We start from the raw sequence: 24,918 nt of genomic DNA, 5'->3' as shown, positions 1-24,918 counted from the left end.
AAATACGATAGCTAAGTATCTAGCAATTAGACGGATAATTTTGACAGCGTTGTTAGAAGCATTTGTGGTGTCTGATTTGCTACCTCACTATAAAACAAAGCAAATTCGCGAGGCGGGCAAGCAGTATTACGTCACGGAGGGCGGCGATCGTCTCCCCAGTGTCACCACCATTCTCAACGCCACCAAACCCTGGGAAGATCGACAGGCTCTCTTGAATTGGCAACAGCGGATTGGCACTCAAGAAGCGGCTCAGATTACTCAAACTGCCAGCCGCCGGGGGACGGGAACTCACAAACAAATTCAGCGCTACCTCCAGGGAGAAGCCGTTTCCTGTCCAGAGTCCATTCGCCCTTATTGGGAAAGCGTCGAACCCGTGCTGCGATCGCTCGAACAAATTCGTTTGATCGAAGGCACCGTATTTCATGACGAATTGGGCTATGCCGGGGTGGTCGATTGTGTCGCCAGCTATCAGGGCACGCCTTGCATTTGTGAATGGAAAACGTCAGATAAGCCCAAACAAACGGTCGATCGTCTCTACGATTATCCACTGCAAGTTGTCGCCTACTGTGGCGCAGTCAATCAGCTTTATCAGCAGTATGATCTCAATCTTTGCCATGCGCTGCTTGTAGTCGCCATTCCTGACAGACCCGCCGAGATCTTCTGGTTTGAACCCGACACAATGGCTGCTTACTGGGAAACTTGGGAAAGCCGAGTACACCAATTTTGGCGACGATTGGGACGCTGAGGATATCGCTGCTCAATGCAAAATACGAACCGCAAAATACGAGCCTGATGCCGTGAGAAGGGTACTCTCCGTGTCCATTACTGGTGAACCGATCGCGCAAAATATCCAGAACTGCCTCAATCGTCGATCTAAATTCTCGACGACGATCAATCTCTGCCTGATTGCGATCTTGTCTTTTATTCAGAAATCTGCTTGCAGAATATGGAGCGAGTCCATTCGCACCCACTGCTTGGCCCGATCGGATTGTCCCATCTTTCTCAGCCCCGCTTCCCGTAAAATGGGGAAGAGAATACATCTGCACAAATGCTCAAAATGGCTACCTATCAAGTCGAAATTCTGCATCATGGACAAACTCATATGATCGAAGTGCCCGACGATCGCACCGTTTTAGACGTTGCCAACCACTTGGGATTAGATTTACCAAGCTCCTGTACAGCGGGGGTTTGCACCACTTGCGCCGCCCAGATTCTCTCCGGGACAGTCGATCAAACCGACGGAATGGGAGTCAGCCCAGAATTGCAGCAGCAGGGGTATACATTGCTCTGTGTGTCCTTTCCCCGCTCTGACCTCAAAATTGAAACTGAAAAAGAAGAAATCGTTTATCAAAAGCAATTTGGACAACATCAACAACAGAAAAAGTAACGTCATGAAAACGCAATTTGTTACAGCAGAAATTGACCTTCAAGACTCCCCAATCGCCCTCCAAATTGCCATCGAAACCGAACTCAAAAAGTATGGCGATCCGCTCCGTTGGGCAGTCACTCAGGTCAATGTTGAAACCCAAAAGGCTCACGTCGAAGCGATCGTAACTCATGACTAAGCGTTCCTATACAGCCGTTCTGATTGTGCCAACTGGAATTGGGGCGGCGATCGGTGGCTACGCAGGAGATGCAATGCCCGTCGCGAGAGCAATTGCTCAAGTAGTCGATCGCCTAATCACCCATCCCAATGTGCTCAACGGGGCCCAGCTTTACTGGAATCTGCCCAATGCTCTCTATGTGGAAGGGTATGGACTGGATCAGTTTGCGGCTGGAAACTGGGGGCTGCGTCCCGTTCGTCAAAATCGCATCGGCATCATTTTTGACCAGAGCGTTGAATCTGACTTGCGATCGCGTCATCTTCAGGTAGCCGATGCTGCCAGAGCCACGTTGGGTCTTAGCCTATCGGACTATATTGTCACCGACCAACCCTTAAAGGTTGAGCTAAAAACAGCTTCGTCTGGGGCAACTTGGGGCACGATCGATCATCCAGACAGTTTACTTAGAGCAGCCGACAAGCTAATTCATCAAGCAGGAGCGGACGCGATCGCAGTAGTGGCTCGTTTCCCAGATGATGTCGGAAGTGAGGCTCTGCAAAACTATCGTCATGGTCGAGGAGTCGATCCGCTGGCAGGTGCAGAAGCCGTCATCAGCCATTTGATCGTGCGGACTTTTCAAATTCCCTGTGCCCATGCGCCCGCCCTTTTGCCCTTACCGCTCGATCCAAATTTGTCGCCGCGATCGGCTGCCGAAGAATTAGGCTACACCTTTTTGCCCTGTGTCCTGGTCGGTCTCAGTTACGCTCCTCAGTTCATTTCTCACCGCACAAGTTCAAATCTTGCGAGTGATATTTGGGCGAATCAGATTGATGCCGTCGTCATTCCCGCAACGGCTTGTGGAGGCAGTGCCCTTCTCAGCCTGGGACAATCACACACTCGCATCATTGCTGTCAACGACAATCACACAAAGATGCAGGTTTCTCCAGAAGTTTTAGGAATTTCGGCCGTTTCAGTGAGTTCTTATTTAGAAGCTTTGGGGGTGCTAGTGTGCGATCGCGCAGGTATTAATCAAAACTCATTGCAGGCTGCGATCTCTCCCCTAAAATCTCTCGACACAAACTTAACAGACAAGAATCACTGGAGATCAAGTCACGTATTCACATAGCCCCACTAGATTCCATGTAGAACGTCTTTTTAACACTGGTGAGGCTGCGAAGTCTTCAGCTATACTGTGAGACTCATCCGGGAAATTCAAAATCTGGACGACAACGAAAACTTACCCTCATCATTCCTGTGGCACAGCAAGTTCCCGACACTCCAGAAATGGAACCCCTCACCCGCACTCAGGTACTCATCGCAATGGGAGTCACTGCCGTTGTTTTAATGCTGGTCGCCAAGGGTTGGATGCAGTTGGGTAACGTGACGCTGCTCCCAGTACGATTGACAGCAAAAGCAACCCTAGCAGGCATCGGGCTTGGGCTTGCCATAACTGCCGCCAGTTCGCTGGTCTATCGATTTTGGGGTGAGTATCGTCGAAGCGCAGACTACTACCTAGAACTCGTCCTCAAGCCGCTATTTTTTCTAGATTTGATCTGGCTAGGCTTGCTACCAGGGTTAAGCGAAGAACTGCTGTTCCGAGGTGTGATGATGCCTGAGTTTGGGCTAGATCTTGAAGGCGTTTTGATCTCCAGTGCTTGTTTTGGGGTGTTGCACTTGAGCAATCTAAAACAGTGGTCTTATGTGGTTTGGGCGACTTGCATCGGTGCACTTCTCGCTTACAGCGTCATCTGGACAGGAAACTTATTAGTTCCGATCGTCGCGCACATCTCCACAAACCTAATTTCTGCCTATACCTGGAAGTTAAACGCTCGATCGCAATCTGCTAAGTAGTTAATCCAAAACTGTAAAAAGTCACAAGCGCTATCCAATTATGGGCAGTGCTTTTTCTTATGTGAATTCGGCACCTGTTGAGCGTCAGAAAACACCTTCTGCCTCCCATGTGACAGAGGAAATAAAGCGATATCGTCTAGAAGCCGAAGCCCTAAAACTTGTGGCTAAAGTGCGGAGTGCAAGGTTCTTTGCTAAGTTAGTCGCCAGAACCACCTGATTGGGGGCTTTTCACTTCGTTGCTTAGAGCTTCTGCCTGTTCTCGGATGATTTGCAATCCCTTGAGTGTATCTCGAAGTGATCGGAGCAAAAAGCTTCTTGGAATTTATGCAGAAGAACGATCGCTGCTCCCAAAACCATCTTTACCTCTACAAACCCTCAAACGCGAAAAGAGCCTTCCCTCTCAGGAAGACTCTTCTCAAACTAACCTAACTCAATCATCGGACGGTCAGGACTAAGCGTTGATAGCGGGAGCAGACAGCGCTACAGGAGCCGCTTGCCCAGCAGCCAAGTCCAAGGGGAAGTTGTGAGCATTGCGCTCGTGCATCACTTCCATCCCTAGATTCGCCCGGTTGATCACGTCTGCCCAGGTGCCAATCACCCGTCCCTGCGAGTCGATGATGCTCTGGTTGAAGTTGAACCCGTTCAGGTTGAATGCCATCGTGCTCACGCCCAGGGCGGTGAACCAGATGCCGACGACGGGCCAGGCACCCAGGAAGAAGTGCAAGGAACGGGAGTTGTTGAACGAGGCGTATTGGAAGATCAACCGCCCGAAGTAGCCGTGCGCTGCCACGATGTTGTAGGTCTCTTCTTCTTGCCCAAACTTGTATCCAGCGTTCGCGGATTCGTTCTCAGTCGTCTCTCTCACCAGTGAGGAGGTGACCAATGACCCGTGCATGGCGCTGAACAGGCTGCCGCCAAACACTCCGGCGACTCCCAGCATGTGGAAGGGGTGCATCAGGATATTGTGCTCGGCTTGAAATACCAGCATGAAGTTGAAGGTGCCGGAGATTCCCAAGGGCATTCCGTCTGAGAAGCTGCCTTGTCCAATCGGGTAGATCAGGAAGACGGCGGTCGCGGCTGCAACAGGGGCGGAGTAGGCAACGCAGATCCAGGGGCGCATTCCTAGGCGGTAGGACAGTTCCCATTCGCGTCCCATGTAGCAGAAGATGCCGATCAGGAAGTGCAGGACGACCAGTTGGTACGGACCGCCGTTGTATAGCCATTCATCTAGGGATGCGGCTTCCCAGATCGGGTAGAAGTGCAAGCCGATCGCGTTTGAGGACGGAACTACGGCACCGGAGATGATGTTGTTGCCAAACATCAAGGAGCCGGCAACGGGTTCGCGGATGCCGTCGATGTCCACGGGCGGTGCGGCGATGAAGGCGATGATGTAGCAGATGGTTGCGGACAGCAGGGTGGGGATCATCAATACGCCGAACCAGCCTACGTACAGGCGGTTCTCGGTGCTGGTGACCCAGGAGCAGAACTGCTCCCACAGGTTGGCGCTTTCGCGTCTCTGTAGTGTCGTCGTCATGGTGAATAATTGCAATGTGTTTGTTTGATGTAGGGCGGTTTTCCGACCCACCCTTATAGATTAGAGCAATTATTTCCTTTTGTAAAGCGTCAAATTAAGATTGCTCTCATATTTGTAATTATCTTGTACCTGACGACTTCTGATTGTTGCTCGATTCCAACGCTATCTGTCCTCTCAGCCTTCTGAATACGAGAGTTATGAAGGTTCACCGAATTTAAGATTGCTAAGAGTTTGCTTAATATCGGTACTCAGAAATCGATCGACTGCCAAATAAATCCAGGAATAAGAGCGCTGATTGTCTTGACAAATGCGATCGAACCCCAATAATCGTCTCATTTCTTCATAAATTGGATGAATCAAGAGCGAGTAGAGGTCGCAAAGTTCAGGAAAGTCAGATTGCATTCGTCTAAGCGTCACCTGAGTATCTTCTAGAAGCTTTTGGAGGGTGACGCTATTAATGAAGGGAGAATCGATCGCCCAAACCCGCAGGAAAACAGACGTGCAGCTTGCGTCCCCTGGCGGTGACATCTGAAACGGATCAATTGGGTTGTCAGTCGTGAGATAAAAACTTTTGCTGGGAGGCTGAAAGAAATTGAACTCTGACTCACTGCTAACTGGGTAAAGAATACACACCCCCACAATGTTGAGATTGTCTGAGCGACGCATCACACGCATTCCAGTAGGGTACTGCTTTGCCCATGTTCTCAAAGCTCTGGAGATTTTGGCGATCGCCGCTCCGTCTCGTACCAGTTCTCCATAGCTGCGGGCAGTGAGATTAGCCACCGGAACGGCATCAGTGCGCGGGTTAAAGTCATCCATAAACAGATCTACAGGTTCTTCAACTTGCAGCATTGTCAACTCTGGCAGTGACCGCACTCTCAAACACAAGGTTTGTCCGTCATACTGCTTTTCTAATAGCCCCAAGGCTGCAAAGCGATCAATCATCATGCCCGCCGCGCGATCGCTTCCTCTCTCTTTGTTGCCGTAAAAGAGTTGAGACGCTTCTCGATGAGTGCAAACAATCAAGCCCTCTGGCGGGTCTAAATGAGTGAGGGGTTGAAGAATGCGCTCTCCTAGTTCTTCGCGTTGCTTGAGCAGTAGATAAGCCCAGAGTTTGACAAAATATTCGGCTCTACGTCGTGTCAGACCGCTGCGTTTTTGTAGAGTGGAACTGTAGATTTGCTGGCGGTCAATTGGGAATAGGTTGTCTAAAAATTCTGGATTCATGGAGCGGAACCACACAGGGACAAAGTGTTCAAAAAAGACCCGATCGGGTGACGCATTTTTGAGAACAATCCACTCAAAATGAAGATAATTCATTAGGAGCAGTCTCAAACTGATTGAGGTACATTCCAGGGAAGGGAGTCCAAGATGAGTCACAAAGACGAGTTAAGCGTTTTACCCTCACACCGTCCTTGTGGATTTATGGGTTTTGTAAGGTCGAAGATAAAAGCCAGAATGTCGAACGCTGAGTTTTGACATTGGTGTATCTAGCTTTGTCGCCTAGTGACTCAAGTAATTACGCAGAGCAAAGTTGCACTTCGGCAAGAAAATGAACCGATTTCTTGCTTGTAGCTCATTTACTCTCTACTGAGTGCCTATTTTATTCATTATTCAGCGCTTAAGTTTCGCTGGAGCAGATAAACCATTAAAACTTCACAACACTTCGGGTTACTTCACCTCCCTTCAGGTTCTTCTAGATTACTTCGGAACTCTGGAGTGCGCTACAGGTTACTCATTGCATCTTCGCGGTGACAAGTCGCAGAATATCCTCATGCTTTAGGATTCTGCTCTATGACAGCCCCCTTAGTTTTGATGTCGTCCAAAGTTCAGCCCGTGATGGGTGCCTGGTCGAGTTATCGTTCTCCAAGACGTAGTTCTAGTCATGCCTATGCTCGATCGGGCAAGCAAGCGAAAACAATTCCTTCAGAGAGTGGTTCGACGTTTGGTAGTCCTGGACTCAATGCCCTCTGGATTACGCTGATTGAGTCTATGCAAGATGGTGTCCTGGTAATTGCCCACAATCTGCTGCCCGTCTACACCAATATGAGAGCAAAGGAACTTTGTCAACAAATGTTGATGCCTGATGAAGAGACAGAGGCGAGTCTCCCTGGGGTGATCACCGAGGCCTGTCATCGATTGCTCAAAGAGGGTCGTGTTACGGATGAAGCCCTAATGGTTGAGTATCAGGGGCATCAAGGACAAGTCATTCGCCTCCGGGTGCGCTGGTTAACGCTTAACTCCAGCAGAAATTCTTCTGAAGAGACTGAACCATATATTTTGGTGCAGCTAGAAAACCGTCAAACGGAGCTTGAAGAAGACCTGCGAGTCGATCGTCAAAAGTATGACCTGACAGAGCGAGAAGCGGAGATTTGGATGCTGCTGCGACAAGAACACACTTATCAAGAGATTGCTGAACTGTTGCAAATTAGTTTGAATACAGTGAAGACTCACGTTAAAAATGTTTACGCAAAGCGCAGAAGTTCTCTGGGGCAAAGAAGAGTCTGGTACTCCAGATAAATTAGTCGCCAAAAGTTGTCTGCTACCCGGTTTCGTGCAATGAGCGCTATGGATCAAAAAGACTCTGGACTTTGAACTTTGATCAGTTTCAGGTCTAGAGTTTTTTAATGTCTCTTAACCTGTAATGGATGAAACCTGCAATCTTTTCGAGTGACCTGCAAAGGGTTGCTCTTCCTTCTCAAGTGGTGACCTACAGCCCTGCTTACACGCTGGTTCCCACTTATGAGTGCTTTAATCGCTGTAGCTACTGTAATTTTCGCGCTGATCCGGGCACGAGTCCCTGGTTGTCTTTGACCAAAGCAGAAAAAATCCTCAAATCGCTGCAAAACGAGGTGATTGAGATTCTGGTTTTGAGTGGAGAGGTTCATCCGCAGAGTGTACGGCGATCGAGTTGGTTTCAGCACATTTATGATCTTTGCGAACTGGCGCTTTCGCTGGGGTTTCTTCCTCACACGAATGTCGGCCCTTTGAGCTTTGAAGAAATGACCCGGCTGAAATCGGTCAATGTGTCGATGGGGTTGATGCTAGAACAACTGACTCCGACATTGTTGAAAACGGTTCACCAGTATGCGCCTAGCAAAGTGCCAGAGGTACGATCGCAGCAATTAGTCTGGGCAGGAGAGTTACAAATTCCGTTTACGACAGGTTTGCTGTTGGGAATTGGCGAGACGGAGCGCGATCGCATTGAGAGCCTGGAAGCGATCGCCCAAATTCAACAGCGTTGGGGGCACATTCAAGAAGTGATTTTGCAGCCTTACAGTCCCGGACAGTTTGAAGCTTTTTCAAGTGAACCGTTTCAGCCCAACCAATTGCTGAAGTTGATTCAGACAGCCCGTCAGATTTTGCCTGAGTCCGTGGAGCTTCAGGTGCCGCCAAATCTAGTTCAAGATCCACAGATGCTGATTGCTTGCTTAGAGGCTGGGGCGCGGGATCTGGGCGGGATCAGTCCTTACGATGAGGTCAATCCAGATTATCCGCATCCCAAAGCTCAAGAACTGACAGATGTTCTCAAGCAAGCTGGCTGGGAGTTTGTCGCTCGGCTGCCTGTCTATGCCCAGTATGATGACTGGTTACCTGCCCGATTGCGAACGATCGTCACCCACTACCGCAGCAAAGGGCGGAGTGGCGTTTGAAGTGAGCGACCTCTTGCGGGTAACTCAAAGAGATTGTTTCCAAAAATTTCAAGCCACCTAAGCTGCAACCCCTACGCCCAAAAATTCCCGAACTTTCTGTAAATAAGTGGATGCATCTTCTAGCATGGGAAAATGAGCAGTGTTGGGAATCACAAAATATTCAATCTTGTCATTCTGAGCAGCAGCCTGACGACCCATTTCAGCGGGAATAATAATGTCGTACTGTCCAGAAACAAGTAGCGTCGGCACCCTGATTTGAGCGAACTCTTGGGGCATCACCTCGGTTGCTTTTTTGCTGACAGAGGTGAAAATCGTTCCTAAAGCCGCATTGTAGTCCGCCATCAAGAAATCATCTAAAAAGGCGCGGCTGATTTCACCAGGGAGCGAACGATGCAAAAATCGCTGCATAAACAGCCGATCCACAAAGGGCAGTTTGTATAGCCATTTGGGACGAAACTTGACGACGTAGCCTCCAAACTTGTAGAAGGCGTTGAACGCTTTTTCGTCGTATTCAAAGGTGCCACTGCAGGTCAGGATAGCTCGCTCTACTCGATCAGGGTACAGGTTCAAAAAGAAAGTGGCGATCGAAGCTCCCATTGAGTGAGCGTTTAGATAAACTCGCTTCAGCCCCAACGCATCAAGTAGTCCAGCCAAATCTTTGGCATAAGTTTCTAGCTCATAACTGAGTTCTGCTGCGGTTTCGGGAGGCGTGGCAAGGGGAGATTTTTCTTGCGTACTGGAAAGCGACCCCTTGCGGGTCACTTGAAGAGATCGCCCAAAGCCTCGCATATCGTAAAGCAAGCAATCAAACGTATCAGAAAGGGATTTTGCAGTACTTTCCCAGTAGCGAGACGAACCACCCCAGCCATGCACAAAAACCATCACAGGCTTGCCAGAAGGAATAGATTCTTCTGACTGCGTGATCCATTCGTAGTAGTGATTAAAACCGTTAACTAAAGCCTGTGCCATCGGAAAATCTTGAGTGATGAGTGTCGAGTGTTGAGCTTTCGTTAACTGACTCAGAATTCAACACCCATCCCTGATTTTAGGCTGATTCGGGTTTGGGAAGAGAGGAAGGATGCATTAATAGTTCTGCGGTCGATCGCTTCTCAACCATTTCGCGGGTGATCAAACAGCGCGTGACATCCTTACGAGATGGCAACTCATACATGACATCCAGCATCAGTTCTTCGACAATGCTGCGGAGGGCGCGGGCACCTGTCTTGCGACGGTAGGCCTCTTGAGCGATCGCTCTCACAGCGTCCTGCTTGAACTCAAGCTGCACATTGTCCATTTTTAACAGTTTTTGGAACTGCTTCACCAAGGCGTTACGAGGTTCTGTAAGAATTTCAGTCAAAGCATCTTCATCCAGTGGATCGACAACTGCCATAACCGGAATCCGCCCAATGAATTCTGGAATCATGCCAAATTTCACGAGATCATCGGGTTCCAAATGTTTGAGGATGTCCGCTGCCCGTTTTTCTCTAGTGCTTTGATTTTCGGTGCCGCCCTGAACGAAACCCATCGATCGTTTGCCAATTCGCTGCTCGACGGCTTTATCTAATCCTACAAAGGCACCGCCGCAGATAAATAGAATGTTGCTGGTATCAATCTGAATGCAATCTTGGTAAGGATGCTTTCGCCCACCCTGCGGAGGGACATTTGCAACCGTTCCTTCTAGCATCTTCAATAAAGCTTGTTGAACACCTTCACCGGAGACATCGCGCGTGATCGAAGGGTTTTCACTCTTACGAGCAATTTTATCGATTTCATCAATGTAGATGATGCCACGTTGAGCCTCTTCGACATCCAAATCCGCAACTTGCAGAAGGCGCAGCAGAATGTTTTCGACATCTTCACCAACGTAACCCGCCTCTGTCAGCGTTGTAGCATCTGCAACCGCAAAGGGAACGTCTAGGATTTCTGCCAGAGTTTGGGCTAGTAGCGTTTTGCCGCAACCCGTTGGCCCAATTAATAAAATGTTAGATTTTTGCAGCTCAACTGTGTCATCAGAAGTCCCTTTACCGTTGCTCTTGGTTTGGGTAAAGCTGAGTCGCTTGTAGTGGTTGTAAACCGCCACTGACAAAACTTTTTTAGCTTCGTCTTGCCCGATCACATGCTCATCAAGATATTTCTTAATTTCCCGTGGCTTTGGAATCTGGCTCAGGGAGATATTAGCTGAACGAGTTCGACGCTTTTCGGGAGATTGCTCCTTACGCGGCACAGGCTGAGGAACTGAACTAGAGTCGAACAACTCCTCATCTAAAATTTCGTTGCACAAGTCTACACATTCATCACAAATGTAGACCCCCGGCCCAGCGATAAGCTTGCGGACTTGCTCTTGAGACTTGCCACAAAAGGAACATTTTAGATGGGAGTCGTATTTAGACATACCTGCCTCTTAACCTACGGGAACGGCGGACAAATCTGGTTTAGGGAGATTCTGCCGGGTGATCACTTGGTCGATCAGTCTGTACTCTTTCGCTTCTTGAGCGGACATAAAAAAGTCACGCTCCGTGTCGGCTTCAATCCTTTCAAACGGCTGATCGGTGTGTTCAGCCAATAGTTCATTCAGCTTGCGCTTATGATAGAGGATTTCTTTTGCCTGGATCTCAATATCAACCGCTTGCCCTTGAGCACCGCCCAACGGTTGGTGAATCATGATCCGCGAACTGGGTAAGGACATCCGCTTACCTTTGGTGCCACCAGAAAGCAGGAACGCGCCCATACTAGCAGCTAAACCAAAGCAAATGGTAACCACATCACAGCGAACCTGTTGCATCGTATCGTAGATAGCCATGCCTGCGGTCACAGAACCGCCAGGAGAGTTGATGTAAAGTTGAATGTCTTTTTCGGGATCTTCAGCTTCCAGGAAAAGCAGTTGAGCGACGATCGAGTCTGCCACTGCGTCATCCACCGGGGTTCCGAGGAAAATGATGCGCTCTCTTAGAAGGCGAGAGTAAATGTCAAACGCCCGCTCTCCGCGCCCAGATTGTTCCACAACCATCGGGACGACGTTGCTGGGGGCTTGGGATACCACGTCCAAGAAGCTCAAGTTGGCAATGGAGTAATCGGGGATTTTTGAGTCAAACATAGAGTCAGGACGTTGCTTGAAAGCAATATGAATCAAGGGTTCTGGCGACAGTTCTTGGAGTTTTCACTTTGCGAACTGTGCTCAGGCTATGCACACATTATGCCTTAACTAATCTGAGACTGGGTTGTTCTGGCACAAAGACTTACTTTCGGTTGATCTAGCGAGGTTTGTGAAGGAATTTCAGCCTCAGACGGTAGTTTAACGCAAGATTAAGCGTCATTTTGATTCGGTTGGGGCTTCTTCGGTTTCGACGACTTCGGCTTCAACTTCTTCAGCTTCAACTTCTTCGGCTTCAACTTCAATCGCATCCGTTGCTGCGCCGATCGCGTCTTCGGCATCCTCATCGTCTTCAGCTTTCTTCAACGTTCCTTCGGGCACTAGCTCAACTGAATTATGCGCTTCTAGCCAGGTGAGAATCTTTTCCTTCAGCAAATCTTCAGCAACGGCCGTGCGGAGACGATCGGGATCAACATCGCGACCTTCGAGATCAGCCAAAACTTCTTTGACTCGCTCGTTAATTTCTGCCTCGGTCGTCTCGATCGCTTCTTGCTTTGCAACTTCGCCCATTGCCAGGGTGCGTTTGATGCGGTCGATCGCGTCGGGGCGAGATCGCTCCTTAAGCATCGGCAGCGTTTCTTGGTTCAACAATCGCTTGATGTCGATACCCTGTTGCTGAAGCTGCATGGCAGTTTGAGTCACCATAAACTCAACTTCTCGCTCGATCAGGGTTTCGGGTAAGTCAGCTTCAATCTGATTGAGCAGTTCGTCGAGAATGGCTTGTTCTTTATTCGATTTTGTTTTTTGCTCAACTTCTTCGCTAAAGCGTTTTTCCAGAGACTCGCGCAGGTCGGCGATCGTCTGATAGTCCCCGCCGCTGGCATCTTGAGCAAAATCATCATCTAATTCGGGCAGCTCCTTCTCCTTTAACTCTTTGAGAGTCATCGAGAAAATAGCTGGACGGCCCGCTAAGGTCTCCTGGGGGTAATCTTCGGGGAAGGTAACGGAGATTTCTTTATTTTCACCAGGGTTCATACCAATGACACCCTCAATAAAGCCTTCGATAAATTGACCATCTTCGAGTTCTAGCTGAAAATCTTGCGCCTGACCGCCGGGAACGTCTTGCTCTTCAGCGTCTTCGCCTGCAGGAGTAAATTTCCCGTGGTAGTCAACAACCGCAGTGTCTCCCTTTTGAGCAGAGCGACCTTCGACAGGCACCAGGGTCGCCATCTGTTTCTGATAATTGCCCAGCACTTGATCGACGCGATCGGGATCGGGCTTCACTTCTTCTGCCTGAACCGTCAGCCCTTGATATTGTTTGAGCGTCACTTCTGGCTGCACATCTACAGAGGCGGAGAACGTCAGCGGATTTCCTGGCTCATAATTGCCGATCAGATCATCAAAAGAAGATTTGAGTTGAAAGTTGCCGATCGCTTCAATCTTTTCCTGCTTGATCGCTTCTTTGAGCGCAGAATCGACGAGTTCTTCGATCGCCGCTGCCTTGATTCGAGCCGCCCCAAAGCGTTGGATTAGCACCTGACGAGGAACTTTACCTTTACGGAACCCAGGAATATTCATCGAGCGTGTGTAGTTTTGTAACACCTGCTCGTAAGCCTTTTTGGACATCTCCGACGGGATTTCGATCTCCAGACCAATTTGGCTGGCGGGGAGTTTTTCCTGGGTAACTTTCATTGGCGTATGAGTTGCAAACGATATATTTTTGATTCAGCAAGTTTGGCGGTGGTCAGACGATCGTAGCGAACTCTGTTTAGAATTGCTCTCGAATATTTCTGTCTGAATATTTCTGTCTGAGCAGCACCTAATCTCAGGCGACAACTCCTCGTATCCCGAATTCTCCCAAATGATTGGGCATCGTTGACGCGACCGCAGTAAGCTATACTAACCGATCCTTGTGACACCTGAGTCGATCGTTTGGTTGAATCTTAAAATTCAGGTCATCTGCGATAATTTATGAAAACCTAGATAAGAACATTTAATTTCAACGATTGCTTCAAGCAAATTTACACAAATCTTGCTGCAAATTAATAGAGAACGCGATAGTCTCTAGGTGAATTTAGGTTTTATTGTTAAAGATCTTCTTCAGTCTATTCAAAACTTCTATTTCTGTGGGTTTGGAGGAAGCTAATTTTGGGTCAATCCTATCGAGTTGCGATTTTAGGAGCGACCGGTGCCGTGGGTGCCGAGTTGTTAGAACTGTTAGAGAGCCGTGACTTTCCGGTTTCAGACTTAAAGCTGCTGGCCTCTGAGCGATCGGCAGGAAGTCTACTGCCCTTTCGCGGTGAGAAGCTGACGGTCGAGGCCGTGACGGCCAAATCCTTTCAAAATGTTGACCTTGTGCTTGCGTCGGCGGGGGCTTCGATCTCTAGAGCCTGGGTAGAAACGGCGATCGCGTCTGGTGCTGTGATGATCGACAATTCCAGCGCCTTCCGGATGGATGAAACTGTGCCGCTGATTGTGCCCGAAGTCAATCCCCAAGCGGCCGCAACCCATCAAGGTGTCATTGCAAACCCCAATTGCACCACGATTTTGATGTCGGTGGCGATCTATCCTTTGCATCAGGTGCAGCCAATTCAGCGGATCATAGCAGCTACTTATCAATCGGCGAGTGGCGCGGGGGCTAGAGCAATGGAGGAGGTCAAAACCCAGGCTCAGGCGATTCTGAATGGACAAGAACCCAAAGCTGAATTGTTTCCGTATCCCTTGGCGTTCAATTTATTTCCGCACAATTCCAAGCTTAACGAGCAAGGATACTGCGAAGAAGAAATGAAAATGGTGAATGAGACGCGCAAGATCCTGGGAGAAGACTCGTTGAGAATTACGGCAACTTGTGTACGGGTTCCCGTCTTACGTGCCCACTCTGAAGCGATTAACCTAGAGTTTGAGCGTCCATTTAGTGTCAGTCAGGCTAGAGAAATTTTGAGTCAGGCACCCGGAGTCAAACTGGTCGAAGATTGGCAGGCAAATTATTTCCCGATGCCGATCGATGCCAGCGGCCAAGATGACGTTCTGGTTGGTCGCATTCGCCAAGATCTCTCCAATCCTAACGGGTTAGAACTGTGGCTCTGTGGTGACCAAATTCGCAAAGGTGCGGCCCTCAATGCCATTCAGATTGCAGAGCTATTAATTGAGCGAAATCTGTTGAAACCTGCATTAGTCGCCAGAACTTAAGACAGAGGCGCAAACGGTGAGTCATAGAAGCTAATTTAGAACGTGATAAAAGGAGTGTTGAGAGCGTGTGGTGAATTTTGGACGTGTTCTAACCGCGATGATTACGCCATTCAGTGAGGATGGTGAACAGGTTAACTACGCTGTGGCAGAAAAGCTGGCGGTGCATTTGGCTGAGAATGGAACCGATACTCTAGTGGTCTGTGGAACGACTGGAGAGTCGCCAACCCTTACCTGGGACGAAGAATTTGAGCTATTCCAGGTGGTCAAAAAGGCCGTAGCTGGGAAAGCTAAAGTCATGGCGGGAACCGGATCAAATTCGACTAAAGAAGCGATCGCAGCTACCCAAAAAGCCGCTAAAATGGGGCTAGATGGGAGTTTGCAAGTTGTTCCTTACTACAATAAGCCACCCCAGTCAGGACTCTATCACCACTTTAGAGCGATCGCGCAAGCTTCACCCGATTTGCCGATTATGCTCTACAATGTTCCTGGACGTACGAGCCAAAATCTTTTGCCAGAGACAGTTGCGCGTCTTGCGGAGATTCCTAACATCGTCGCCGTTAAAGAAGCAAGCGGTAATTTGGATCAGGCAAGTCAAATTAGGCAGTTGACACCTTCTGAATTTGCGATTTACTCTGGAGACGACTCATTGACACTGCCATTAATGGCGATCGGGGGCAAAGGTGTTGTGAGTGTGGCAAGTCACTTGGTCGGCTCTCAACTTCAGCAAATGATCCAGGCATTTGAAAGCGGTCAAGTGCAAGCAGCAACTCAAATCCATCTCAAGCTTTTCCCTTTGTTTAAAGCACTTTTTCTGACAACAAATCCGATTCTCGTTAAGACAGCCCTAAAAATCCAAGGTTGGGATGTGGGTTCTCTACGCCTGCCGCTCTGCGACTCGGATGAAACGGCTCGGATAGCGCTCAAAAACGTTATGGATGAACTTGCTCTGCTGTGAGACAAGTATCCAACAGGTTTCTAGACAACTGAATACCTCAAGTAAATCCTTCGATCAACGTTCTGCGATCGTCTGTTTCTCCTAGCTTCTTCTATAAAGATGAATCTCTATGTACGGATAACAAACTTCCAATGCCTTCTGACTCTTAAGTGAGCCACACAGCCTTTCAACAAGTACAAATTACCCTTCAAACCATTGAAAACTGAACTTCCTAAACTATCCGATTCAAGGACGCAAATGACCCAAAGTAACGGTTCTGATACGCTTAAAATTATTCCGCTGGGTGGCCTACACGAAATTGGTAAGAACACCTGTGTCTTCGAGTATGGCGACGAGATTGTGTTGCTAGATGCAGGTCTGGCGTTTCCCACCGATGGAATGCACGGCGTGAATATCGTGCTGCCTGACACGACTTATCTGCGCGACAATCGCCACAAAATCAAGGGCATGATTGTCACTCACGGACACGAAGACCATATTGGCGGCATTCCCTTTCACCTCAAGCAGTTTGACATTCCGGTGATGTACGGCCCGCGTCTGGCGATGGCCCTCCTTGAAGGCAAGCTGGAAGAAGCAGGGGTCGCCGATCGCACCGAGATCCGCACCGTTCGCCCCCGCGACATTGTAAGAATTGGCTCTTATTTCTTTGTTGAGTTTATTCGCAATACGCACTCGATCGCCGATAGTTTCACCGTTGCCATTCATACTCCGGTTGGGATTGTCATTCACACAGGCGACTTTAAGTTTGATCACACGCCAGTTGATGGTGAATACTTTGACTTTCAAAAGCTGGCAGAGTATGGCGAGAAAGGTGTTCACTGTCTGATCAGCGACTCGACCAATTCTGAAGTTCCGGGCTTTACGCCATCTGAGCGGGCGGTTTTCCCAAATCTCGATCGCATTTTTGGTCAGGCTCAAGGACGCTTGCTGGTGACCACTTTTGCCTCTTCCGTTCATCGAATCAATATGATTTTGGAATTGGCGAAGAAGCACAATCGCGTCGTGTCGGTGATTGGTCGATCGATGCTCAACTTGATTGCTCACGCTCGAAATTTGGGCTACATCAAATGTGAAGATGATCTGCTGCAACCGTTGCACATGACGCACAAGCTGCCTGACGAGAGCGTTCTGATTCTCACAACTGGATCGCAGGGTGAGCCGATGTCTGCGATGACACGCATTGCTAACGGTGAACATCGTCAAGTTAAGGTGCGGAAGGGTGACACCGTTGTGTTTTCTGCCAATCCGATTCCGGGCAATACGATCGCCGTTGTGAATACGATCGACAAGCTGATGATTCAGGGTGCCAAGGTGGTTTATGGCAAAGAACAAGGAATTCACGTTTCGGGTCATGGCGCTCAAGAAGACCAGAAGCTGATGTTGTCTCTGACTCGTCCTAAGTTCTTTTTGCCCGTTCACGGTGAGCATCGGATGTTGGTGAAGCACTCGCAGACGGCTCAGAGTATGGGCATCCCGGCTGAGAATATGGTGATCATCAACAATGGCGACGTGGTTGAACTAACCAAAGACTCGATCGGCATTGGTGGCAAAGTGCCTTCAGGGATTGAGCTAGTAGATACTTCTCGCTCTGGGATGGTCAACCAGAAGGTTCTCAAAGAGCGGCAGCATTTAGCAGGAGATGGCATTGTTACCGTTGCGTCTACTGTCACTTCAGAAGGTCGTTTGTTTACTAAGCCAGAAGTGCATTTAAGTGGAGTCGTGACGACGATCGAACGGTCTGTTTTGCAAGACAAAGTGGAAGGTGCGATTGAGGCAACCTTGCGCGATCGTTGGTCTGAGTTTGCTCGTGATCTAGACGGTCAGCTTGAAGTGGACTGGACAGGTTTGCAGGTGCAGATTGAGCGTGAGATTCAGAGGTTGCTGAGACGAGAATTGCAGAGTAATCCACTGTTGGTGTTCTTGATGCAGAGTCCTGAACCTGCGATCGTCAAGTCTGCACCCACTCGTCAGAGAGCCGCCACTAGAGTTGCTTCCTAGTCTGATGTCAGGCTGGTTCGGCTTGATTTAATGAAATTATACTGCCCTGATCGTCGTTGTGACCTTGAGGGCAGTTTTTTGTGTGAACTCTAGCGTTTCTTGCCAAACTTCGATCGTAGATCGTCCAGCGTTGGTGCTTTATTCTCAGACTGAGTTTGTTTGGGTTGAACTTCTGATTTTTGTTTGGGTTGAACTTCTGATTTACGAGGCTGAATTTCCGGTTTGCGTTCTGGTGGTCGTCCCTGTGGCCGTTCTTGTGTCCGGGTGGGTTGGCTATCTGTGCGATCGGGTGATTTCATCGATAGACTGATACGCTTCAGTTTTTCGTTAACTTCTAATACGCGCACTTTGACGACTTGACCGACTTTGACGATTTGTTTGGGGTCGCTGACGAAGCGATCGGACAATTGTGAGACGTGAATTAAGCCATCCTGGTGAACGCCCACATCGACAAAAGCACCAAAATTTGCAACATTGGTGACCACGCCTTCCAATTCCATGCCGACTTGTAGATCGGAGATTTCTTTAATTCCTGCTTTGAAGGTGGCGTATTTGAATTCGGCGCGGGGGTCACGTCCCGGTTTTTCTAGTTCGCTGATGATGTCGCGTAGCGTAGGTTCTCCGATCGCCTCCGTCACGTATTTCTTTAAGTTTGTTTTGAGCCGATCGGCAATCTCGCTGGTTTGAACTAAAGGAACTGAGAAATCTTTGGCGATCGCTTCAACCACACTGTAACTTTCGGGGTGGACGGCGGTATTGTCGAGCGGATTTTTACCATCGCGAATTCTCAGAAATCCTGCCGCTTGCTCAAAGGTTTTAGCACCCAGTTTGGGGACTTTGAGTAACGACTTGCGATCGCGAAAAGCACCGTTCTCATTTCGATACGCGACAATGTTATTAGCAATGGTGGGACTAATACCAGAAACAAAGGTGAGTAATTCTTTAGACGCAGTATTGAGATCGACTCCGACATAGTTAACGCAACTCTCAACCGTCTCATCCAGCTTCTTTTTCAGCAGTTTTTGATCGACATCATGCTGGTATTGTCCAACGCCGATCGATTTGGGATCAATCTTTACCAATTCTGCCAGCGGGTCTTGTAAACGTCGCCCAATACTAATCGCCCCTCTCACCGTCACATCCAGATCCGGAAATTCTGAAATCGCGACGTTGCTGGCTGAGTAAATTGACGCGCCTGATTCGTTGACGATGACGGTAATCGGCTTTTTCTCTAGCGTTGCCAAAACTTCAGCGACGAATTCATCGGTTTCTCGACTGGCGGTGCCGTTTCCGATCGCAATCAGTTCGATCTGATGCTTGGTCAGCAGTTCTTTGAGCGTTTCGGCGGCTTGTCGGCGCTGTCCCTGCCCTGTGTGTGGAAAGATTGCCTGATATTGCAAAAACTTCCCAGTTTGATCTAAGACAGCGACTTTGCAACCTGTGCGAAATCCTGGATCGAGTGCCAATGTTGGCTTCATTCCCGCTGGGGCAGACAACAACAATTCGCGCAGGTTTGACTCAAAGGTTTTGATCGACTCAATATCAGCCTCTGTCTTTTTCTCAGCCCGAACTTCACTAATTAAAGACGTTTTCATCAATCGATTGAAAGCATCTTTGAGCATTGAGCGATAAAAATCTCGCACCGATTTCGCCTTTGTGCGGATCTCTTGAGATTCTAGATAGCTGAAGACTGCATCCTCATCAAAATCCAAATCAACATTGAGAATTCCTTCCGTTTCTCCCCGACAAAGTGCCAGCAGATTATGAGGCGCGATCGCTTTCACCTTCGCCTGAAAATTGCGATACATCTCAAACTTCGTCGAGCCTTCGGGATGATCGTCTTTGATGCGCGATCGAAACACTCCATCTAACAGCAATTCTCTCAGATAAGCCCGAAGCTCCGCCTTTTCAGACACTTCTTCTGCCAAAATATCAGCGGCACCTTTCAAAGCGTCTTCAGTCGTTTTAACGCCCTTTTCTTCGTCTAAATACTTTTCCGCTTCTGTCTCAAATGACCCTGACGCAACTGGTTGATTCAGCGATTTGATGAATTCTGCTAATCCACCTAACCCTTTTTCTTTGGCGATCGTTGCCCTCGTGCGGCGCTTCGGACGAAACGGTAAATACAGATCTTCTAGCTCATTTTTTTGCAAGCAATTCTCAATCTTTAGCTTTAACTCATTGGTGAGTTTGCCCTGAGTTTCAATCGAGTCAAGAATGCTCTTTTTGCGATCTTCTAGCTCAGTTAAATAGGTGAAGCGATCGCTCAAATCTCGTAGCTGCACCTCGTCCATTTCGCCCGTTCGCTCTTTGCGATATCGCGCAATAAACGGAACTGTTGCCCCTTCTGCAAACAATTCCAGTGCACTCTTAATCTGAACAGGACGCAGAGAAAGTTCTTCTGCCAAAAGTTGCGAAATATTCAACATGCGCGATCGAAAAAATGAACGAAGTGCAAACTAGCTCAATCAATATAGCTCAATCAATATAGCGCTGGAACTGGCTGATTGGTAGACGCAGGCGCAGTCGTTGAAGAGTCGGGCGTTGTGGTTGAAGGGGTAGGCGTTGTGGTTGAAGGGGTAGGTGTAATCGGGGCCGGAGACTCCGTAGAATTGGGAACAACAGGAGTTGGGACAGGTGAAGATGCACCCGGAATTTCAGCACCCGCCGGGATAAAGGTCGGCAACACATCAGAGGGACGATCGCTGGCATTGAGACAGGTATTGATCGCTTCTTTGCCTGCCACTTTAAGCTGACGATTTAGCCCCACGACACATTCGGCATAGCGCTCAGGCAGCAAACTCCGGCGACAGCTATCTAGCACATCCACGACGGCAGCATCCGAGGCTTGTTGACGAATTCTCACGACGCAGTTTCCGGCTTCGACGGGGCGACGCACCTGACGACAGACCGACAGCGCATCCGTTCCGGCAATTTTATTGTTGGCAATCCGCACAACACAAGTTCCGAGATCTCTGGGGCGCAACGCTTGAGCGCAAGCACTGGCTGCATCAGCCGTCGAAATTTTAGCCCCCGCCAAATCGCGCGAACAGACTAGATAGGGATTGGGCTGATTGCTAAAAATGCCTCCAAATATTTCGGCTTTGGCTGGCGCAATGGGAAGGGCGATCGCCAACAAGCTAACCGTGACCAGGGGTGCTACAGACCCGCGCATTTTTCTAGACCGCATCACATTCCAAATTTGCATCTGTTGAGTCCTTGATCGAGGGTTGAGAGAGAGCTTTTGAGGAAATTGTGGCACGGAAAGGGACAAGATGGCGATGACTTTACGTTTTGGGGCAAATTGGAAGGCGCGATCGACCCAAGACTAGAAGTTCTGGTAGGGGCTAAAGTGTTGAGTCAGGCTCTAATCCCTATCCCCATTCTTTCTTGGCATTGTTGAATGCAAGTATGATTTGCCCTCCTCACGAAGCTATCCATTACGCAAAAGTGTGTAGAAGGATTGCTGTGAAGGAGATGTGGGGTTTATTTGTGTCAGACTGAGAAAACTACTACTCAGAAGGCGCGCAACTGGCGACTCATGCCTAAGCCCTGTCTGCGTTCTACCGACTTCTGCCTAATGGATAGAGAATTGAGGGGGGCGGTTTTGCGGTGATCTGTTGCAAATTCCCTGTGGCGGGATGCGTGAATTGGATCTGATGAGCGTGGAGAAAATAGCCACAGTCGCCTGGGACAGAAGTCTGGTCGATCGCCTCGCCGCCCACTCCATACAAGGGATCGCCCCAAAGCGGATAGCCTGCCGTCGCCAGATGAATCCGAATCTGATGCGGCCGCCCTGTGGGAATCGTCACCGCCAACAAACTGGCTCCTGGAATGCGATCACGCTGCAATACCTGACAGTGACTGATTGCCGATTTCCCGGTTGCCGTCGCTGCGTAGAGATAGCCGAGCGTGGGATGAGAAACTTTGCCGATCGGTTGGGTGATGGTGAAGCGATCGGGCATTTCGTTTCCTGTAGCCAGGGCGCGATAGAGTTTGTGAATCTTCCCGTTGCGAAAATCTCGTGACAGTTTAGATTTAGCCGCCTCCGTTTTTGCCAACAGCATTATGCCAGACGTGCCTCGTCCCAATCGATGCAGAGGACTGGGCGGATCAGCATAGTGACGCTTTAACCAACCCCAAAGCGTGTTTTCTAGAAAGCCACCTCCCGGCAATACAGGTAGTCCAGAAGGTTTGTGTAAAATCAGCAGTTCTGCATCTTCATAGAGAATGTCCAGATCCATTGGTACGTCAGGTTCTACCCAGGGTGGACGGTGGTAAGCCAGATGTTGCCCAGATTTGAGAAGCGTGTCACCTTCTGTAATCACATTTCCATTGACAGATACGAGTCCAGACTGAATACGATCCCTCCATTCTTGTCGTGAGGAATGTGTGTAATGCGTTACATAATAGTTCAGAATTGTAATGTTATTCGCATTCTGAGAAACCTGTTCTGAGTAGATCCAGCCTTGATTGATCGCCATTCTCAATAGTGTTCTAAGTCTCGATTAAAACAGTGACAGACGCGATCGCAACCAGCATTTCATCATTTTTGTCGTTAAATTCAGAAATCGCCCGTCCTTGCACCACCATTCCGCCTGCCTCCACGGTCAAAGTTTTGCGCCCAAACGGCAATACAGACAGCACTTCCGCCTCGCGCACCTGATCGGGATAAGGCACAGCAATTTGCACTTCGACAATCATCTCATCGGGGTGGCTCAAGCCCGCCACTTCCCACACGCCCGGTAGCGCATTGTGAGCAATTGCATTTCTCACCGCACGAGCCGCCGCGACCGTAGGTTCTTGACCATGTTGATCGACACCCATTCCCATCTCAATAATCAACCGTTTGCGAGTCATGCTTATCTACTTTCCATTGTTGGCGGTCAAAAATAGAGCCAGAAATGTCACTTCTAAAGATGGAAGCAGCTTTTATCGCATAGGTGGGAAATACAAAACCGGGTGCCAGCTTCGTCGCATAATTTCGCCTGCAAAACTGGGCGTAGACCATTCCAAAAGTTTGCCTAAATTGTCAGAAGAAAGCGCGATCGCACTCACATCTGATTCCTGAGCGACGGTCAAAACTTCCACGATCGGGCTGCCTCTTCTCACATCGATAGTGACGGTCAAACCTTGATTAACTAGCTGATCGCGAACGGGTTCGATCGTGTCACAGACGATTTTTTGCTGTTCTGCTTCAGATAGCTCCGATCGTCCCCCTTCCTGGGCAACCCAGCTTAACAAAATCTTTTCTAACGACTTGTCTGTTTGAGGAGAAACTTCTTGAATCGGACGCTTTTGAGCCAACTCTTTAACCTTCTCAACGGTATATCGAGCCGCATTACTATTATCAAAAGGCAGCAACAATGTGCGAAACAAATGCCGGCAGCGTAGGTTTAATTCTTCAGAAGTATAAGTCGAAATCAACTGAGGCCGCAGCGTTAACAAAGGAATATTGGTGCGTTGGGCCAAGCCCATTGTGGTGCTACCAAATAACTTTTCGGTGAGCAACGTGCGGCTGGGAGTGCCCAAAATAATTACGTCTGACTGATACCGCTCCGCCGTTTTGAGAATGGACTCGATCGCTCGTCCTGACTCCACCTCAACCTTAACTTCAGTCCCCGCTGGAATCTGATTGAGGGCGGCAGAGAGTTTGGACTTAGCGCGATCGACTCGTTCTGCATTGACGCGAGGAATATTACTTTCTTCAAGAGGGACAATATGCAAAAACACAATCTGGGACATGCCACCCGCCACCAGGCTTGGTACAAAATCAACCAGACGCTGCAAACCGTCAGAAAAATCGGTACAAATCAGAGGTCGTTGAAACATAACCTGAAGTCGAGGTGAAACTTCTCCCTCACAGTAGCATTGTGCGACGTTTGCAGTCAGGACTTCTACACAACACTTTCAACCCACTCCAGACAGCAATTTACCTCCCGAATTCAACACTGCACTATCAAACTTACTGTCTTACTGTCAAACAGAGAACTAGAGATACAGCCAATTCTAATTTTCCTTTCCTCCCTCCTCCCTCCTCCCTCCTCCCTCCTCCCTCCCCCATTTCTGATTTGTTTCTGCGGATACAAGTTCAGGCGCTCACCTATTCACTAGACTGAGAATAACGATCGGTATCCGCCTATACGACCAGGAGATTTCAATCTTGACTAGCCTGCAAACCTTTGAACTTGAAACAGCAGAAACGCTTGTGCGGCTCTCGATTTTGCTGCTTTTGGTGATTATTGTTGCCTTGTTTGTCGCCGCTGAACTGGCGATCGTCTCTGCCTCCAAAAACGAAATTTATCAGCTATCCCAAAAAGCAGACGATCCGAGAACCAGCAAAGCGGCTCAACGAGTTCATTATGCTCAAACCAACCTGGAAAAATACTTGTCTGTCACCCAAACCGGAGTCACAGCGGGCAGTTTGCTTTTGGGGTGGCTTGGAGAAGGGGCAACGGTGCATTGGATTGAGCCGTGGATTAGTCGCATTCCGATCGCTCATCTGCCTGTCATGATCACGTCTCATACGATCGCGGCGACGATCGCGTTTTTGCTCGTGACGTATGTTGAGATTGTGCTGGGCGAACTGGTTCCTAAAGTGTTGGCGGCCCATGCGCCCGAAAAAACGGCTCTGTTGCTGATTGGGCCGCTTCAGATCTGCTCCTATCTGTTTTATCCTGCGCTGGTGGTTTTGAATGGGACGGTGAAGTTGCTGACGGGTTGGTGGTTCGATCGCGAGAATGCCAAGCCGATTTTGCCTGCCTCACACACGCCTTTGGTCTCCAATGATACTCACTCAGTTTTTGTGGCGGGCGCATTAGATTTGCACAGTTTGAATGAAAAATTGGGTCTGAATATTCCCGTTCAAAATACGCACAGTACGCTGGCGGGCTTTATGATTCACCATTTGGGACGGATGCCTGTGGAGGGCGATCGCTTTCAGTGGGGCGAGTTGGAGTTTGAAGCCGTCTCCATTCAAGAAAACCGGGTCGAAACGATTTTGCTGCGTCAAGTCACTCGTCCGTTTGGCGATCTCAAGCTTCAGATTCCCGTCAGCTCAGAAGTTCTAACTCCGAGTACGCTAGAAGATATTCCCGCTTAGGAGG

The 24,918-nt window shown here is 49.0% G+C and carries 24 protein-coding genes; 13 read left to right on the top strand and 11 right to left on the bottom strand.

Annotated elements, in window-relative coordinates; all coding sequences use genetic code 11:
• The first annotated feature begins 40 nt into the window (after window positions 1–40).
• The 6 genes from ACKFKF_RS09445 to ACKFKF_RS09420 all read left to right on the top strand — a co-directional run bounded on the left by ACKFKF_RS09445 (window position 41) and on the right by ACKFKF_RS09420 (window position 3,609).
• Window positions 41–745 (top strand): exonuclease, encoded by a 705-nt coding sequence (locus ACKFKF_RS09445; protein WP_446867492.1) that lies wholly within the window; start codon window positions 41–43, stop codon window positions 743–745.
• A gap of 312 nt (window positions 746–1,057) precedes the next feature.
• Window positions 1,058–1,387, top strand: a complete 330-nt coding sequence (locus ACKFKF_RS09440) for a 2Fe-2S iron-sulfur cluster-binding protein (RefSeq protein ID WP_446867491.1) — start codon at window positions 1,058–1,060, stop codon at window positions 1,385–1,387.
• Between the two features lie 4 nt (window positions 1,388–1,391).
• Window positions 1,392–1,565 (top strand): hypothetical protein, encoded by a 174-nt coding sequence (locus tag ACKFKF_RS09435; protein WP_446867490.1) that lies wholly within the window; start codon window positions 1,392–1,394, stop codon window positions 1,563–1,565.
• Entirely contained in the window at window positions 1,558–2,667 is a 1,110-nt protein-coding gene (locus ACKFKF_RS09430) for a DUF3326 domain-containing protein (RefSeq protein WP_446867489.1), read from the top strand. Before ACKFKF_RS09435 ends, ACKFKF_RS09430 begins: the two co-directional genes overlap by 8 nt.
• A 128-nt stretch (window positions 2,668–2,795) precedes the next feature.
• Window positions 2,796–3,392, top strand: a complete 597-nt coding sequence (locus ACKFKF_RS09425) for a CPBP family intramembrane glutamic endopeptidase (RefSeq protein WP_446856354.1) — start codon at window positions 2,796–2,798, stop codon at window positions 3,390–3,392.
• A 40-nt stretch (window positions 3,393–3,432) separates the two neighbouring features.
• Window positions 3,433–3,609, top strand: coding sequence for a hypothetical protein (locus ACKFKF_RS09420; protein ID WP_446867488.1), 177 nt, complete (start codon window positions 3,433–3,435; stop codon window positions 3,607–3,609).
• Between the two features lie 234 nt (window positions 3,610–3,843).
• On the opposite strand, the gene psbA is transcribed toward ACKFKF_RS09420, so the two are convergent.
• Together psbA and ACKFKF_RS09410 are read right to left on the bottom strand one after the other, a co-directional pair.
• The gene (gene psbA / locus ACKFKF_RS09415) at window positions 3,844–4,926 is read right to left on the bottom strand and encodes a photosystem II q(b) protein (protein WP_446856430.1); all 1,083 of its coding nucleotides are present in this window, start codon (window positions 4,924–4,926) and stop codon (window positions 3,844–3,846) included.
• Between the two features lie 195 nt (window positions 4,927–5,121).
• Window positions 5,122–6,246 carry a hypothetical protein gene (locus tag ACKFKF_RS09410; protein WP_446867487.1) on the bottom strand — a complete coding sequence of 375 codons (1,125 nt, stop codon included), beginning with the start codon at window positions 6,244–6,246 and terminating at the stop codon, window positions 5,122–5,124.
• 474 nt (window positions 6,247–6,720) lie between these two features.
• Between ACKFKF_RS09410 and ACKFKF_RS09405 the strand changes: the two genes are divergently transcribed.
• Window positions 6,721–7,446: a helix-turn-helix transcriptional regulator gene (locus tag ACKFKF_RS09405; RefSeq protein ID WP_446867486.1), complete on the top strand. Its 726-nt coding sequence runs from the start codon at window positions 6,721–6,723 to the stop codon at window positions 7,444–7,446.
• Window positions 7,447–7,574: 128 nt separating this feature from the next.
• The gene (gene cofG, locus ACKFKF_RS09400; RefSeq protein ID WP_446867485.1) at window positions 7,575–8,579 is read left to right on the top strand and encodes a 7,8-didemethyl-8-hydroxy-5-deazariboflavin synthase subunit CofG; all 1,005 of its coding nucleotides are present in this window, start codon (window positions 7,575–7,577) and stop codon (window positions 8,577–8,579) included.
• A 57-nt stretch (window positions 8,580–8,636) separates the two neighbouring features.
• On the opposite strand, the gene ACKFKF_RS09395 is transcribed toward cofG, so the two are convergent.
• The 4 genes from ACKFKF_RS09395 to tig form a co-directional block, all read right to left on the bottom strand.
• Window positions 8,637–9,548 (bottom strand): alpha/beta fold hydrolase, encoded by a 912-nt coding sequence (locus ACKFKF_RS09395; RefSeq protein WP_446867484.1) that lies wholly within the window; start codon window positions 9,546–9,548, stop codon window positions 8,637–8,639.
• Window positions 9,549–9,624: 76 nt separating this feature from the next.
• Entirely contained in the window at window positions 9,625–10,971 is a 1,347-nt protein-coding gene (gene clpX, locus ACKFKF_RS09390; RefSeq protein ID WP_446856360.1) for an ATP-dependent protease ATP-binding subunit ClpX, read from the bottom strand.
• A 9-nt stretch (window positions 10,972–10,980) separates the two neighbouring features.
• Window positions 10,981–11,673: an ATP-dependent Clp endopeptidase proteolytic subunit ClpP gene (gene clpP, locus ACKFKF_RS09385; RefSeq protein ID WP_446856361.1), complete on the bottom strand. Its 693-nt coding sequence runs from the start codon at window positions 11,671–11,673 to the stop codon at window positions 10,981–10,983.
• A gap of 216 nt (window positions 11,674–11,889) precedes the next feature.
• Window positions 11,890–13,362, bottom strand: coding sequence for a trigger factor (tig, locus tag ACKFKF_RS09380; RefSeq protein ID WP_446867483.1), 1,473 nt, complete (start codon window positions 13,360–13,362; stop codon window positions 11,890–11,892).
• A gap of 456 nt (window positions 13,363–13,818) precedes the next feature.
• Here tig and ACKFKF_RS09375 point away from each other — a divergent pair, with 456 nt between their 5' ends.
• The 3 genes from ACKFKF_RS09375 (at window position 13,819) to ACKFKF_RS09365 (ending at window position 17,812) form a co-directional block, all read left to right on the top strand.
• The gene (locus tag ACKFKF_RS09375; protein WP_446867482.1) at window positions 13,819–14,859 is read left to right on the top strand and encodes an aspartate-semialdehyde dehydrogenase; all 1,041 of its coding nucleotides are present in this window, start codon (window positions 13,819–13,821) and stop codon (window positions 14,857–14,859) included.
• Window positions 14,860–14,929: 70 nt separating this feature from the next.
• The gene (dapA, locus tag ACKFKF_RS09370) at window positions 14,930–15,814 is read left to right on the top strand and encodes a 4-hydroxy-tetrahydrodipicolinate synthase (RefSeq protein WP_446867481.1); all 885 of its coding nucleotides are present in this window, start codon (window positions 14,930–14,932) and stop codon (window positions 15,812–15,814) included.
• Window positions 15,815–16,051: 237 nt separating this feature from the next.
• On the top strand, window positions 16,052–17,812 hold the full coding sequence (locus tag ACKFKF_RS09365) for a ribonuclease J (RefSeq protein ID WP_446867480.1): 1,761 nt from the start codon (window positions 16,052–16,054) through the stop codon (window positions 17,810–17,812).
• Window positions 17,813–17,901: 89 nt separating this feature from the next.
• On the opposite strand, the gene ACKFKF_RS09360 is transcribed toward ACKFKF_RS09365, so the two are convergent.
• Window positions 17,902–20,241, bottom strand: coding sequence for a Tex family protein (locus tag ACKFKF_RS09360; protein ID WP_446867479.1), 2,340 nt, complete (start codon window positions 20,239–20,241; stop codon window positions 17,902–17,904).
• Window positions 20,242–20,294: 53 nt separating this feature from the next.
• A complete protein-coding gene (locus ACKFKF_RS09355; RefSeq protein ID WP_446867478.1) occupies window positions 20,295–21,020 on the bottom strand; it encodes a hypothetical protein in 726 nt (241 codons plus the stop codon).
• A gap of 36 nt (window positions 21,021–21,056) precedes the next feature.
• On the opposite strand from ACKFKF_RS09355, the gene ACKFKF_RS09350 reads away from it, so the two are divergent.
• Complete coding sequence (locus tag ACKFKF_RS09350) at window positions 21,057–21,215, top strand: hypothetical protein (RefSeq protein WP_446867477.1); 159 nt, start codon at window positions 21,057–21,059, stop codon at window positions 21,213–21,215.
• A gap of 160 nt (window positions 21,216–21,375) precedes the next feature.
• On the opposite strand, the gene ACKFKF_RS09345 is transcribed toward ACKFKF_RS09350, so the two are convergent.
• From ACKFKF_RS09345 to ACKFKF_RS09335, 3 genes are all read right to left on the bottom strand, one after another.
• The gene (locus ACKFKF_RS09345) at window positions 21,376–22,296 is read right to left on the bottom strand and encodes an RluA family pseudouridine synthase (protein ID WP_446856369.1); all 921 of its coding nucleotides are present in this window, start codon (window positions 22,294–22,296) and stop codon (window positions 21,376–21,378) included.
• 13 nt (window positions 22,297–22,309) lie between these two features.
• Entirely contained in the window at window positions 22,310–22,672 is a 363-nt protein-coding gene (locus ACKFKF_RS09340; RefSeq protein WP_446856370.1) for a Lin0512 family protein, read from the bottom strand.
• Between the two features lie 72 nt (window positions 22,673–22,744).
• The gene (locus ACKFKF_RS09335; protein WP_446867476.1) at window positions 22,745–23,644 is read right to left on the bottom strand and encodes a universal stress protein; all 900 of its coding nucleotides are present in this window, start codon (window positions 23,642–23,644) and stop codon (window positions 22,745–22,747) included.
• A 331-nt stretch (window positions 23,645–23,975) separates the two neighbouring features.
• Here ACKFKF_RS09335 and ACKFKF_RS09330 point away from each other — a divergent pair, with 331 nt between their 5' ends.
• Complete coding sequence (locus ACKFKF_RS09330) at window positions 23,976–24,914, top strand: CNNM domain-containing protein (protein ID WP_446867475.1); 939 nt, start codon at window positions 23,976–23,978, stop codon at window positions 24,912–24,914.
• Window positions 24,915–24,918 lie beyond the last annotated feature (4 nt).

This window comes from Phormidesmis sp. 146-12 (assembly GCF_052939495.1).
Note: the sequence above shows the minus strand (reverse complement) of the source record. Positions and strands in the feature narration are given on the sequence as shown.

Bases quoted from the DNA above. Each gene is read 5' to 3' on its own strand.
- ACKFKF_RS09440 (WP_446867491.1), top strand. From the start codon at position 1,058: ATGGCTACCTATCAAGTCGAAATTCTGCATCATGGACAAACTCATATG.
- ACKFKF_RS09435 (WP_446867490.1), top strand. From the start codon at position 1,392: ATGAAAACGCAATTTGTTACAGCAGAAATTGACCTTCAAGACTCCCCA.
- ACKFKF_RS09430 (WP_446867489.1), top strand. From the start codon at position 1,558: ATGACTAAGCGTTCCTATACAGCCGTTCTGATTGTGCCAACTGGAATT.
- ACKFKF_RS09420 (WP_446867488.1), top strand. From the start codon at position 3,433: ATGGGCAGTGCTTTTTCTTATGTGAATTCGGCACCTGTTGAGCGTCAG.
- psbA (WP_446856430.1), bottom strand. From the start codon at position 4,926: ATGACGACGACACTACAGAGACGCGAAAGCGCCAACCTGTGGGAGCAG.
- ACKFKF_RS09410 (WP_446867487.1), bottom strand. From the start codon at position 6,246: ATGAATTATCTTCATTTTGAGTGGATTGTTCTCAAAAATGCGTCACCC.
- ACKFKF_RS09405 (WP_446867486.1), top strand. From the start codon at position 6,721: ATGACAGCCCCCTTAGTTTTGATGTCGTCCAAAGTTCAGCCCGTGATG.
- cofG (WP_446867485.1), top strand. From the start codon at position 7,575: ATGAAACCTGCAATCTTTTCGAGTGACCTGCAAAGGGTTGCTCTTCCT.
- ACKFKF_RS09395 (WP_446867484.1), bottom strand. From the start codon at position 9,548: ATGGCACAGGCTTTAGTTAACGGTTTTAATCACTACTACGAATGGATC.
- clpX (WP_446856360.1), bottom strand. From the start codon at position 10,971: ATGTCTAAATACGACTCCCATCTAAAATGTTCCTTTTGTGGCAAGTCT.
- clpP (WP_446856361.1), bottom strand. From the start codon at position 11,673: ATGTTTGACTCAAAAATCCCCGATTACTCCATTGCCAACTTGAGCTTC.
- tig (WP_446867483.1), bottom strand. From the start codon at position 13,362: ATGAAAGTTACCCAGGAAAAACTCCCCGCCAGCCAAATTGGTCTGGAG.
- ACKFKF_RS09365 (WP_446867480.1), top strand. From the start codon at position 16,052: ATGACCCAAAGTAACGGTTCTGATACGCTTAAAATTATTCCGCTGGGT.
- ACKFKF_RS09360 (WP_446867479.1), bottom strand. From the start codon at position 20,241: ATGTTGAATATTTCGCAACTTTTGGCAGAAGAACTTTCTCTGCGTCCT.
- ACKFKF_RS09355 (WP_446867478.1), bottom strand. From the start codon at position 21,020: ATGCAAATTTGGAATGTGATGCGGTCTAGAAAAATGCGCGGGTCTGTA.
- ACKFKF_RS09345 (WP_446856369.1), bottom strand. From the start codon at position 22,296: ATGGCGATCAATCAAGGCTGGATCTACTCAGAACAGGTTTCTCAGAAT.
- ACKFKF_RS09340 (WP_446856370.1), bottom strand. From the start codon at position 22,672: ATGACTCGCAAACGGTTGATTATTGAGATGGGAATGGGTGTCGATCAA.
- ACKFKF_RS09335 (WP_446867476.1), bottom strand. From the start codon at position 23,644: ATGTTTCAACGACCTCTGATTTGTACCGATTTTTCTGACGGTTTGCAG.